Consider the following 12,278-nt stretch of genomic DNA (forward strand, 5'->3'; position numbering starts at 1 on the left):
GGGGGGGGATGGTAAATGGCTAATTATCGCCAGGAGTTTGGACATATTCCCCATCACGAAATTTTAAGTGATGCTGAGACCAGAAAATTGATTGCTCTGGCCCAGGAAGGTGATGACCAGGCTAAAGAACGTCTGGTTCAGCATAATTTACGATTGGTGATGAAGATTACTCACCGTTTTAAAAATTCCGGTTATGAGATGGAAGATCTCTTCCAGGTTGGGACTATCGGACTGATTAAAGCCATTCGCGATTTTGATTTGAGTCGAAATTTAAAATTCTCAACCTATGCAGTTCCCCGGGTTATTGGTGAAATCCGCCGTTTTATCAGGGATGATGGTCTGGTGAAAGTTAGCAGGACGTTGAAAGAATCGGCGAGTCGAATACGTAAATTTAAAGAAAGTTTTATCAAAGAAGAAGGTCGAGAACCTACTGTACAGGAGATTAGCCAAAAAACAGGTCTTACTCCTGAGGATATTATTAATGCTATGGAAGCAGTCCAGGAGCCCACTTCACTTTTTAGTCCAATTTTTGAAAAAGAAGGGGAAGAAATTTTACTTATAGATCAGATTTATGATGATCAAATGGGTTTTGTAGAAGGAGAAATTAATAAGATTGCTTTACGACAGGTACTTTCTAGACTGGATGAACGTTCGCGGCGTATTGTTTTTTTACGTTACTTTCAGGAGAGGACCCAGACTGAGATTGCAGAGATTCTCGGGATTTCACAGGTTCATGTTAGTCGTTTAGAAAAAAAGGTGTTAGAAGAGATTAAACATATGTTGGCTTGATTTTTTTAAATTACATATTTTTTGATAAAGATACCGATAATAAATATAAAGATTATACTGCAAAAAGCTAATTTTGAGCGAAATAGAAATTTTTCGCCAAATTATCTTAGTAAGATTTCCGACGAAGTAAGGCCTCATCACAGGAGGTGATGAGCTAATCAATGGCCAGGAGGGTCCTTTGATTAGAAAGCCTTATTTCGGCGGAAATCGAACTTTAGATGATTCGAAAAATTTCTCAAGAAGCGAAAAATTAGCTTTTTGCAGTTTAACAATATAAGTTATTTTGTGGAGGTATCTTTATTTATGTTATCTAAATTATTGAAATCCCTGTTGATACTGATCTTTATTTTCAGCCTGGCTGGATTCTGTACCTGGCTTATTTCTCAGTGGTTTATGTTTAATAAACAGATTCCTGAAGGTGTTATTAAGGTTTTGGGATGGGTTAAAGAAATTACTGGCTAAGAATGAACGGCAGAGCCAATATACAAAGGTTATGGATTTTTTCCTTCAATAATTAAAGAAAAGGCGGGATTAAAAAGCCCCGCCTTCTAAATTATCATAAGCTATGAACCGGTGATAACTCAATATTTTTTATTTTTTATATAAAAATCCAAAAAAAATTTGTAAATCTAACAGGAAAAATAGCGTCGATGTAGAATATGATAATATAAACTTTTGTAAAATAAAGATGAACAAATGTAAAAAGCAAATCAGGTGAGAGTATGGAAAGTATTGAAAGATTAAAATTGATAGTTCAGGTTGCTCAGATGTACTATGAATATGGACAAACTCAGCAGGCTATTGCTAATAAATTAGGTATTTCTCGACCAACTGTTTCTCGTTTACTTGCTCAGGCCCGGGAAAAGGGTATTGTTCAGATTATTATTCATAATCCCCTTGGTTACTGTTCTAAGTTGGAAGAAATTTTCAGGACAGAATTTGATTTAAAGGAAGTAATAATTACTCCGCTGGTTGGAGAAAATCCAATATTGACTCTGGCAGAGATTGCTGCCAATTATTTATATCGGATTTTGAAAGATGGAGATACCATTGGAGTAGCCTGGGGAAATACTCTTCATCACGTCTCTCAGTTTTTAAAACCTAAAAATCTTTCCAATATTCGAGTAGTGCAGATGAAAGGCGGCATGGGCCTTTCTGGAACTAATATCCATGCCAGTCAGATTATCGAAAAATTTTCTACTGCCTATAGAGGCAAAGCATATTTTTTGCCTGTCCCGGCTATTGTAGATACTGTGAGTGTAAAGAAAGCCTTTATGTCAGATAGCAGTTTGAGGAGGACCATTCAGGTGGGGGCAGAGATTAATGTAGCTATTTATAGTATTGGTGCCCTTGATTCATCTGCAGCCCAAATAGAGGCAGGTTATCTTACTGCTCAGGAAATTTATGCTCTTCAAGCTAAAGGTGCTGTTGGAGATATTTGTTCCCGTTTTTTTACTATAGATGGTGAGGTTGCTGATCCGGCTCTGGATGAACGGACTATTGGTATTGAATTGAATGATCTGAAAGATAAAGAATATGCTATTGCCGTGGCTGGCGGAAAAGAAAAAGCAGCTGGTATTTTGGGAGCAATGAGAGGTGGCTTTCTTAATGTATTGATTACTGATGAAGAGACTGCTACTCTGGTTCTGGAAAAAGCAGGTATTAAGTATCCTGCTTAAATATAAATTTTCTTTTTGTAATTTAGGATAAAAGGAGGGATGAATTTATTGAAAGAAGAGGAATTAATACGTTTGATTACTGCTGAAGTGGTTAAGGAGTTGTGTAAAAGGAATAATAGTATGGCTATTCCCGTTGCTCTTTCAAATCGACATATTCACCTCAGTCAAAAAGATTTAGACTGTCTCTTTGGCCCGGGCTATACCCTGACCAAATTGAGAGACTTATCTCAGCCCGGTCAGTTTGCCGCAAAGGAAAAAGTTAAATTAATTGGTCCCAAAGGTATCCTGGAAGATGTACGAATTTTGGGCCCGGTTCGTAACCAGACTCAGGTTGAAATTTCTATTGGAGATGGATACCAATTGGGAATTATGCCTCCTGTCAGACCTTCAGGTGATCTGGCAGACACACCCGGTTGTATAGTGGTAGGGCCGAAGGGTGTGGTTGAATTAAAAAATGGAGTCATTTGTGCCCAGCGTCATATTCATATGTCAACTGAGGATGGGGCACGCTTCAAGGTTCGGGACAAAGAGATTGTGAAAGTCAGATGTGGTGGTTTGCGTGCATTGGTCTTTGACCAGGTTTTAGTAAGAGTAAGTCCAAATTTCCGGCTAGAAATGCATCTGGATATTGAAGAAGGAAATGCTGCTGGACTGAAAAATGGTAATTTTGTAGAAATATTAAAGGAGGGTTAATAGAATGGAATATCAAGCATTAGGTATGGTAGAAACTAGAGGACTGGTAGGGATGATTGAGGCTGCTGATGCTATGGCTAAAGCTGCTAATGTAAAAGTTGTTGGTTTTGAGAAGATTGGTGGAGGTTTTACAACTGTACTGGTTCGCGGTGATGTAGCGGCTGTTAAAGCTTCTGTTGATGCTGGTGCTGAAGCTGCTAATCGGGTAGGCGAACTGGTTTCAGCCCATGTGATCCCACGTCCCCATAGTGATTTAGAAAAAATCTTTCCCATTAAGGTAGAGAAAACTAAAACCAAGTAATTTTTAGGAGGAACTGTTATTGGAAATGGAAGAACGGCAATTGATTGAACTGGTTGTACGGGAAGTTCTAAAACAGATTAAGTTGGCGGGGGTAGAGATAAATACCAGAAAACTTGAGCCACTTCCATTGGTAGTTTTAAGTGGTAGTTGTAGTGGACTTTCTTATGTACAAGATATACTTGATTTTCTGCAAAGTTTGAATCAGGAATTTCGTATTTTTTTGGGTGAAACAGATTTACAGGAATCAGAACTTCCGGCTGCTTTACGTTATCGGGTGGTAAAAGGGGAAGGGGAAGCAGAATTGGATCAGATTTTAAGTGAGAGTTCAATAATCTGCTTACCCTGGATCCCCCTTGCTGTGCTTTCACGCATGGTTCATTTAGAACCTGAATGTAGTGTCAGTCTCCTTTTGACTAAAGCACTTATTAAAGGAGTTTCTGTCCGTGCGCGAAAGATTTTTGTTCAACCCGTATTGGATTTTTATCAATCTCAAGATCTTTCTCCTATTATTCGGAGAATACAGAGTCTTATCAGAGAAGGTAAGATAATGGGAATGGAGTGGATGACTGATAGGGGTTTGAAACATCTTTTTGCTTCAATACCATTTAAACCCAATGGGCCAGTGAAAAAAGGAGTTTTAACAGCTGTAGATGTTAGGAAGATGAAGGATCAAAGGGAAATTGTGGTGCCAGAAGGTACAATTATCACTCCACTGGCTCGTGATGAAATGAAGCGCTACGGATTGCAACTGCGTATGGTCTGATGTGAAAGAGGTGAGAAAATGGTTCTAGGGAGAGTAATTGGTACAGTGGTCGCAACATGCAAAGATAAACGACTTGTTGGAAAAAAACTGCTAATAGTCCAACCCCTGAAAATTAAAGATTTGACTCCAAAAGGAGATCCAGTAGTTGCTGTGGATACAGTAGGTGCAGGTGAGTCAGAAGTGGTTTTGATGGTGGCCGGTAGTTCAGCCCGTCAGACAGATAAAACTGATAAAACCCCTGTCGATGCGGCGATTATGGCAATCGTTGATTCAATTGAATTGGAGGGTAAATTAATCTTTTCCAAAAGTTAGGGGGTGTAAGTTTTGGCGGTTGATGATTTGAGAATTGATCAAATTGTAAAACAGGTATTGGAAAGATTAGAGAAGGAAGGAATTACCGCCGGGAGTTTGGGTCAGATCTCTATGCAGTCAAAAGTGGTAACAGGCCGTAATGGGATCCATAAAACAGTAGATGAAGCTGTAGCAGCAGCCCGGAAGGCTCAGGTAAGGTTAATGGAAATGAGTTTGGAAGATAGGAAAAAGATAATTCAGGCTATGCGTGAAGCAGCCATCTCCCATGCCCAGGAGTTAGGTAGAATGGCTGTTGAGGAAACTGGTCTTGGACGTGTTCCTCACAAGATCGCGAAAATAGTTCTTGCAGCAGAAAAAACTCCAGGAGTTGAGGATATAGAGCCCAGAGCTTTCAGTGGTGACCACGGTTTAACTCTGGTAGAAAAAGCCCCTTATGGAGTGGTGGGTTCAATTACACCTTCAACAAATCCCCCTTCCACCATTGTTAATAATGGAATCAGTATGGTGGCAGCGGGTAATGCTGTGGTGTTCAATCCTCATCCCGGTGCAAAAAGGGTATCCAATCGGGCTGTTGAGATTTTAAATCAGGCTATTGTAAGTGTTGGCGGACCTGAAAATCTTTTGAATTCAATAGAATCACCTACATTAGAGACCAGTGAACAGTTAATGAGTCATAAAGGTGTTGATCTTTTAGTAGTTACTGGTGGCGGAGTGGTGGTTCGTAAAGCCATGAGATCAGGTAAAACTACAATAGCAGCTGGACCAGGTAATCCACCCGTGGTGGTAGACGAGACTGCCGATCTGGATCGGGCTGCTCGCTGTATAGTAGATGGTGCCAGCTTTGATAATAATGTTCTCTGTGTGGCTGAAAAAGAGATTATTGCCGTTGCCAGTATTGCAGATGAACTGAAACGTAGGATGAAGTCATACGGTGCATATGAGATTAGTGGAACAGATGTGGAACGGTTGATGAAAGTGGTCTTTAAAGATTTCAGCGATCCCAAACATCCAACTTTGAATAAAGAGATGGTAGGTAAAGATGCTAAATATATTTTGGCACAGATAGGTATCCATGTTTCAGATGAAATAAGGTTGATCTTCTGTGAAACAGATGCCGATCATCCATTTGTCTGGACAGAAATGTTAATGCCTGTGATTCCCCTTGTCTGTGTTTCCGATGTTGATGAGGCCATTAAATTGGCGGTAGAAGTAGAACAGCAAAACTATCATACAGCTATTATGCATTCACGGAATATTGAGAGTTTAAGTAAAATGGCTCGGCTCTGTAATTGTAATATATTTGTTAAAAATGGTCCTTCTTATGCAGGCCTTGGCTATGAAGGGGAAGGTTATACTACTTTGACTATTGCCGGAACTACGGGAGATGGGTTAACATCTGCCCGGACATTTACCCGTGAACGTCGGTGTGTCCTGATAGATCATTTCCGGATTATTTAAGGAGTAGGTGAGGAAATTGGCTTTTGACCTTTTGAAAGTCATAGAAGAAGCAGGTGTGGTAGGAGCCGGAGGTGCAGGGTTTCCTACTCATGTCAAGCTTAAAAGTCAAAATATTGAATATGTCATCGCCAATGGTGTAGAATGTGAGCCACTTTTGAATGTGGATCGACTGTTGATGACCCATCATGCAGGTGAAATTGTCCGGGGGTTGTTAGCAGTAAAAGAAGCTTTACAGGCTAAAGAAGGTATCATTGCTGTGAAAAAGAAAAACAAAGCAGCCATTCAGGCTCTGAAAGCTGTTCTAAAACCCGGGATCAGACTCTGCTTACTGGATGATATTTATCCTATGGGAGATGAACAAGTTCTTATTTACGAAGTAACAGGCCGGGTAGTCCCACCGGGAGGGCTCCCATTAGAAGTAGGAGTGGTTGTCAATAATGTTACTACTCTTTATCAGGTAAGTGAAGCTATCAAGGGCCGTCCCTTTACCCATCGTCTGGTTACCATTAATGGATACGTTAAGCAACCTTTGACTTTACGGTTACCGGTAGGGATTAGTATTGCTGAGGCTATTCAAATGGCGGGAGGTCCTGTTGTTGATAATTATCGAGTCCTTTTGGGCGGGCCAATGATGGGACAGCTGGTGGATGATCTAACTCAACCTATCACTAAAACCACAAGTGGAGTTATTGTTTTATCCTCTGATCATCCATTGGTAAAAGAAAAAGAGATGCCCATTGAACAGATGATCCGCATCGCAAAAGCGGTCTGCTGCCGATGTGAATCCTGTTCCCAAGTCTGTCCGAGAGGTCTTTTGGGTCATGGTTTAAAGCCCCATCTGATAATGCGGGCAGTAAGTCACAATCTGGCAGATCCTAAATTAATACAGGCATATCTCTGTTCAGAATGTGGATTGTGTATTTATGCCTGTAATATGGGACTTTCACCGCGGAGGATCAATCAGGCGGTGAAAAATGAACTTAAAAAAGCAGGTATTAAAAATCAGCCAGACAGAAATAATGTACAACCATCTCCTATGCGCCAGTTTCGTAAAATCCCGGGCCAACGCCTTAAAGGGCGCTTTCGGTTGCTGGAGTTTTCCCAGACAACTCCCATTGGAGAGCGGGTGAAGACCCCTAGATTGGTTAAAATTCCCCTACGTCAGCATCTGGGAGTACCTGCTGAAGTAGTGGTTAAAGTGGGGGATCTGGTTGAGATGGGTCAACTAATCGGGAAGATTCCCGAAGGTAAATTGGGTGCAACTGTTCATGCATCCATTGCTGGAAAAGTAGTACAGATTGATAACTATATTCATATTGAAGGTTCATAAATGAGGTGATGGCACTGAAAAAGGCAATTGGATTAGTAGAACTGAATAGTATTGCCAGAGGTTTTCTCACCTGTGATACCATGGTCAAGACAGCTCAGGTGGAGCTAATTGAGACTTTGACCATTTGTCCGGGTAAATATATGATTCTGGTTGGTGGTGAAGTAGGTGCAGTCAAAAGCTCTGTGGAAGCAGGGGTACTACGAGGTGGTGAAGCAGTGGTAGATCATTTGCTCATCCCCAATGTTCACCCTGACATTTTTCCTGCTATCAATGCTTCAACCCAGGTTGATGAGATTGATGCCCTGGGAATCTTTGAGACTTTTACTGTCGCTTCCGGAATTATTGCTGCCGATGCTGCTGTTAAAACAGCGGCAGTCAGGCTGATAGAACTTAGACTGGCGAAAGGAATTGGAGGTAAGTCATTTTTTACTCTGACAGGACAGGTGAGTGCTGTTCAGGCAGCTATTCAGGCTGGAAAAGAGTTGATTGAAAAGGAAGGCGTCTTTGTAGGTAGTCAGATTATTCCACGTCCTGATCCAGCATTGATTAAAATGATCTGGTAATAATAAATAAAAATTTATAAATTTTAAAGGAGGTTTTTTAAAATGGCATTACAGGCTTTAGGTTTAATCGAAACTAGAGGTCTGGTAGGTGCAATTGAGGCTGCAGATGCAATGGTTAAGGCTGCAAATGTAAACCTTGTTAAGTATGAAAAGGTTGGCGGTGGTCTAGTAACTGTTATGGTTCGTGGTGATGTGGGTGCAGTTAAGGCTGCTACTGAAGCAGGCGCAGAAGCTGCGCAAAGAATCGGTGAACTGATTTCTGTACATGTTATTCCACGTCCCCATGATGATATAGAAAAGATTGTGGGTTAATGTGAGGTGTTGGCTTTGAAACCAACAATTGTTATTGCCAGTGATCATGGTGGATATGCTTTAAAAGAGACTCTGAAAGCATATCTTAAAGATGAACTGGGTTATGAGGTACGGGATTTTGGCTGTCATAGTGAAGAATCTGTAGATTATCCCGATTTTGCTTACCTGGTAGCCAGAGCTGTTGCAGACGGACAGTTTACCTATGGAATTATTGTGGATGGCGTAGGAATAGGTTCCTGTATGGTTGCCAATAAGGTTAAAGGTATAAGGGCGGCCATGTGTTACGACCATTTTACAGCTGTTAATAGTAAATCTCATAATGATGCAAATGTGTTAACATTAGGGGGAAGAGTAATCGGTGAGGCTCTGGCAAAAGAAATAGTTAAGACCTGGCTTGAGACTCCTTTCAGCGGAGGAAGGCACAGTCGGCGGGTTAATAAAATTATGCAGATTGAATTGGACGAGGCTTAAAGGAGGTCTTCATACCAAAATGTATACAGGACGTATTATTGGACGGGTAGTAGCAACCCAGAAGTATCCAACTTTAGAAGGAAAAAAGTTGCTTATAGTACAACCTACCGATGCCAGCGGGAAAGATTTAGGAGATCCCCTCGTAGCTGTGGATACTGTTGGTACCGGAGCGGGGGAGTGGGTATATCTTGTAGATAGTAAAGACGCTGGCTTTGCCTTTGATGAAGAATTTGTTCCAATAGATGCGGCAATTGTGGGAATAATAGATTATATAGACCTTACCGAACCTGAGGTGAAATAAGATGCGAATTGGGGTAGTTAAAGGAACAATAACTTCTACTCATAAGCAAAAAGTCTATGAAGGTCGAAAAATAATGATAGTCCAACCTGTAAACCTTGATGGTGAACCTTCTGGGAAAGAAGTTATTGCTGTAGATACTGTTGGTGCTGGTGTTGGTGAGATGGTTTTGGTTTTAAGAGAGGGGGGCTCTGCCCGTCAGGCAATGGGTGTGGAGACCTTAGAGCCGGTGAATACTGTAATCATTGGTATTATAGATTCTATTCAGGTGGGTAAAAATCAGGTTTTTCGAAAATGAAGTAGGAGGTGATATGGTTGAATCTGGAAACTTTGATTCAAGAAACAGCAAGAAAAGTACTGGCAGATATGCAAAAAGATTCAACTATTAAAGTGAACCAGACGCAATATGAGTATAACAGTAAGATAAATTGTGCAAATGCTAATATTCTCGTCATATTGGATGGAACGGGTGAAGCTTTAGAAAGTGCTCTTTCTCAGATAAAAACACTGGCAGCTTCAGGTATCAAAGGCCAGGTTGTTTTAAGTCGAAGTGTTGATCCATCACAGATTAAGATAGATGGTTTTGAAGTAATTCTTCCCAGAGCCATTGTTGAACTGACCCGGGATTGTGTAATTTATGTACCTTATCTTTCTATAGGTCTGGCAGCTAAAGTAGCTAATCTATTGGAAGATGAATCTGCTGCCCGTGTACTTGTGCGGGGTATAATAGGCCAACACAAAATTTTTATTGGAGTTAATGAACTTGATCTTTTGATCAATGGCAAGAAACGTTTAACTTTTGGGTTAAGTCAGAAATTAAAAGAGTACCAGCGACTTATAAAAACTTATGGTCTGGTAATGGTCAATGATGTAAATCAGATATTAAAGGCCTGTAACTTAGAGTCTGTTTCCACTCAGAAAGTGATAAATTCTGGATCATCATCTAATGCATGTACTGTTGGTACTTCCGGGTGTGAAGGATGCGGGAAGTGTGTGGAATTGAACCAGACGGGTGTTAAAAATCTAATAGATAGTGGAGCTGATCGGGTCAGTACTAGCCTGGGTGTTGAAAAGGTCAGCGAGGATGTAGCGAAAATGATTGATCATACTTTATTAAAACCGAATGCTACTGAGGATGATATTCGCAAGCTCTGTGAAGAAGCAAAGAAATATGGCTTTGCTTCAGTTTGCGTAAATCCAGCTTATGTGGCTTTAGCATCAAAACTTCTTAGGGGAACCGGAGTTAAAGTCTGTACAGTAGTTGGATTCCCGTTGGGAGCTACCACAACTACCACTAAGGTTATTGAAACCCGTGATGCTATTGCCAATGGAGCAACTGAGATAGATATGGTTATTAATGTGGGTGCTCTTAAATCTGGAAATAATGCTCTAGTGAAAAGGGATATTGAAGAAGTAGTTGAAGCTGCCCGGGGACGGGCTATTGTAAAGGTAATTTTAGAGACTTCACTATTAACTGATGAAGAAAAAGTCCGGGCATGTCTCTTAAGTAAATATGCAGGTGCTCATTTTGTAAAGACAGCTACCGGCTTTGGTCCCGGTGGTGCAACAGTAGAGGATGTTGCATTAATGCGGAAGACTGTCGGAAATGAAATGGGGGTTAAAGCCTCAGGTGGAATAAGAGACCTAAAGACAGCTAGAGCCATGATTGATGCTGGAGCAACCCGGATAGGCGCTAGCGCAAGTGTTGCTATTGTTACAGGATCTAATATAACTAAAAGTGATTACTAAAGAAATTAATAGTTAATTCGGTTTAAACAAAAGACTCCCTGATAAAAAGGGAGTCTTTTTCGTTAATAGTAAAAAAAAAATAATAAAAATGAATTTATTTGCAATATAAGAACAAAATCAACAAAAAAATAAAAATTATACAGGAAATTATCTAATTATATTGAATAGTTATATTAAATTAATAAATATTTATCAGCTATTGCTATTCAAAAAGGGAGTGTTAGTAGTGGAGGATATACAACGATACATGGATGAGATTAAAAAGTATTTTCAGAAGGCTAAAGAAGAGTTTAAGCAGGGACACTACCATCTGGTAGTGGGGAACTTAACATATGCATTACAAATTCTGGAGCAAATTGGTGAAGTGGAAGACGATTTATTAGGAAAAATTTATTTCTTGTTATGTATATCTTACAATAAATTAAATGATTTAACAAAAGCATATAAGATATGCGAAAAAGGTTTGAATTATTATAAGAATAGGGATATCTATTGGTACGCTAAATTTAACAATTTTAAAGGGGTGTTATTGTCAAGAGAAAAAAAAGACCAGAAAGCAATACCTATTTACGAAAAAACCCTTGAATTGCTCAAAAATGAAAATTCAAAGCAGGCTCTAAAACGTAAAGTTAGTGCTTTATTTAACATGGGGAACTGTTATGTACGTTTATCTAATTTTTCTAAGGCAAAAAAGAGTTATTTGAAAGCATTTAAATTAGTAAATCTTATTGAGAATAACACATTAAAAGGAAAGATATTAATGGGTATCGGTTACATTTTTCATCGAGAAAATAAACTTGATCTGGCAGAACGTTGTTATCGAAAGGCAAAGAAATTTCTGTCTGATAAAGACGATCTTGTTAATTATATTCGTATTTTACATAATTTAGGAGAAATTTATTTATCCCAGGGTTTGCTAAAAGAGGCAAGGAGATATTATAAAGAGAGTTTGAAAGATGATAAGATTTATACATTAGACCGAACCGTAGCTACTTCAAGTTTACAAGGTCTTGCCGCTACTTATTTAAAAAGTGATATTTCTAAGGTTAAAACTTATTGTATAAAAGCTTTAGATCTTGCTCTGGAAGATGTAACAACTAAATTTCCTCCACGGATGGAGAAAGATATTGGGAGAATTTTTATGTTACTCAGTCATTGGTTATATTATAAAAAGAAAATGGAAGAATGTAAAATATATTTATCTCAGGCTAAAATTATCTTTGAAAAATATAATATGAAATTCGACTTAAAAAAACTAAAAGAATTTGAAAGGGAGGTGAATCTGGAATGAAAAAGTTTTGGGTGTTGGTTCTAATTCTATTAACTGTATTCGTATTAACAATTGGATTTACAATTAATATGGAAAGTTATCAGGCCAAAACACAAATAATTGCAGCTGATACTGTTGTGCTGCAAACTACAGATACAAATGTCATTACTACTGACCCATTCTTACCAACTGATGAAAATGGTTAATTATATAAAAAAGCATCCGGAATAATAAACCGGATGCTTTTTTTTGTTCGCCCGGCATGTTTGCTGAGCTGATGGGCTGAAAGA

Annotated in this window: 17 protein-coding genes; all 17 read left to right on the plus strand. The window is 39.3% G+C overall.

What is annotated here, in order from left to right; translation table 11 throughout:
* Positions 1-15: 15 nt before the first annotated feature.
* The 17 genes from BBF96_RS02110 (at position 16) to BBF96_RS02185 (ending at position 12,194) form a co-directional block, all read left to right on the plus strand.
* Positions 16-789 carry a SigF/SigG family RNA polymerase sporulation sigma factor gene (locus BBF96_RS02110; protein ID WP_127015629.1) on the plus strand — a complete coding sequence of 258 codons (774 nt, stop codon included), beginning with the start codon at positions 16-18 and terminating at the stop codon, positions 787-789.
* 303 nt (positions 790-1,092) lie between these two features.
* On the plus strand, positions 1,093-1,251 hold the full coding sequence (locus BBF96_RS16315; RefSeq protein ID WP_164730856.1) for a hypothetical protein: 159 nt from the start codon (positions 1,093-1,095) through the stop codon (positions 1,249-1,251).
* A 260-nt stretch (positions 1,252-1,511) separates the two neighbouring features.
* A complete protein-coding gene (locus tag BBF96_RS02115) occupies positions 1,512-2,468 on the plus strand; it encodes a sugar-binding transcriptional regulator (protein ID WP_127015630.1) in 957 nt (318 codons plus the stop codon).
* 120 nt (positions 2,469-2,588) lie between these two features.
* A complete protein-coding gene (pduL, locus tag BBF96_RS02120; protein WP_127018147.1) occupies positions 2,589-3,161 on the plus strand; it encodes a phosphate propanoyltransferase in 573 nt (190 codons plus the stop codon).
* Positions 3,162-3,165: 4 nt separating this feature from the next.
* Positions 3,166-3,462, plus strand: coding sequence for an ethanolamine utilization microcompartment protein EutM (gene eutM, locus BBF96_RS02125; protein ID WP_127015631.1), 297 nt, complete (start codon positions 3,166-3,168; stop codon positions 3,460-3,462).
* A 19-nt stretch (positions 3,463-3,481) separates the two neighbouring features.
* On the plus strand, positions 3,482-4,225 hold the full coding sequence (locus BBF96_RS02130) for a hypothetical protein (RefSeq protein ID WP_127015632.1): 744 nt from the start codon (positions 3,482-3,484) through the stop codon (positions 4,223-4,225).
* Positions 4,226-4,243: 18 nt separating this feature from the next.
* The gene (locus BBF96_RS02135) at positions 4,244-4,537 is read left to right on the plus strand and encodes a EutN/CcmL family microcompartment protein (RefSeq protein ID WP_127015633.1); all 294 of its coding nucleotides are present in this window, start codon (positions 4,244-4,246) and stop codon (positions 4,535-4,537) included.
* A 12-nt stretch (positions 4,538-4,549) separates the two neighbouring features.
* Entirely contained in the window at positions 4,550-5,995 is a 1,446-nt protein-coding gene (locus BBF96_RS02140) for an aldehyde dehydrogenase family protein (protein ID WP_127015634.1), read from the plus strand.
* A 7-nt stretch (positions 5,996-6,002) separates the two neighbouring features.
* Positions 6,003-7,325 (plus strand): 4Fe-4S dicluster domain-containing protein, encoded by a 1,323-nt coding sequence (locus BBF96_RS02145; RefSeq protein ID WP_127015635.1) that lies wholly within the window; start codon positions 6,003-6,005, stop codon positions 7,323-7,325.
* Positions 7,326-7,333: 8 nt separating this feature from the next.
* Positions 7,334-7,888 carry a BMC domain-containing protein gene (locus tag BBF96_RS02150; protein WP_205665688.1) on the plus strand — a complete coding sequence of 185 codons (555 nt, stop codon included), beginning with the start codon at positions 7,334-7,336 and terminating at the stop codon, positions 7,886-7,888.
* A gap of 42 nt (positions 7,889-7,930) precedes the next feature.
* Positions 7,931-8,200 (plus strand): BMC domain-containing protein, encoded by a 270-nt coding sequence (locus BBF96_RS02155; protein ID WP_127015636.1) that lies wholly within the window; start codon positions 7,931-7,933, stop codon positions 8,198-8,200.
* Positions 8,201-8,215: 15 nt separating this feature from the next.
* Positions 8,216-8,671: a ribose 5-phosphate isomerase B gene (gene rpiB / locus BBF96_RS02160; RefSeq protein WP_236777863.1), complete on the plus strand. Its 456-nt coding sequence runs from the start codon at positions 8,216-8,218 to the stop codon at positions 8,669-8,671.
* Between the two features lie 19 nt (positions 8,672-8,690).
* Complete coding sequence (locus BBF96_RS02165; protein ID WP_127015637.1) at positions 8,691-8,972, plus strand: EutN/CcmL family microcompartment protein; 282 nt, start codon at positions 8,691-8,693, stop codon at positions 8,970-8,972.
* Between the two features lies 1 nt (position 8,973).
* Entirely contained in the window at positions 8,974-9,267 is a 294-nt protein-coding gene (locus BBF96_RS02170; protein WP_127015638.1) for a EutN/CcmL family microcompartment protein, read from the plus strand.
* A 797-nt stretch (positions 9,268-10,064) separates the two neighbouring features.
* Positions 10,065-10,718, plus strand: a complete 654-nt coding sequence (gene deoC / locus BBF96_RS17285; RefSeq protein WP_236777906.1) for a deoxyribose-phosphate aldolase — start codon at positions 10,065-10,067, stop codon at positions 10,716-10,718.
* 226 nt (positions 10,719-10,944) lie between these two features.
* Positions 10,945-12,009 (plus strand): tetratricopeptide repeat protein, encoded by a 1,065-nt coding sequence (locus BBF96_RS02180; RefSeq protein WP_127015639.1) that lies wholly within the window; start codon positions 10,945-10,947, stop codon positions 12,007-12,009.
* Positions 12,006-12,194: a hypothetical protein gene (locus tag BBF96_RS02185; protein WP_127015640.1), complete on the plus strand. Its 189-nt coding sequence runs from the start codon at positions 12,006-12,008 to the stop codon at positions 12,192-12,194. The genes BBF96_RS02180 and BBF96_RS02185 overlap by 4 nt, the downstream gene beginning before the upstream one ends.
* The last annotated feature ends 84 nt before the right edge of the window (positions 12,195-12,278 follow it).

The sequence above is a fragment of the Anoxybacter fermentans genome, from assembly GCF_003991135.1.
Taxonomy (GTDB): domain Bacteria; phylum Bacillota; class Halanaerobiia; order DY22613; family DY22613; genus Anoxybacter; species Anoxybacter fermentans.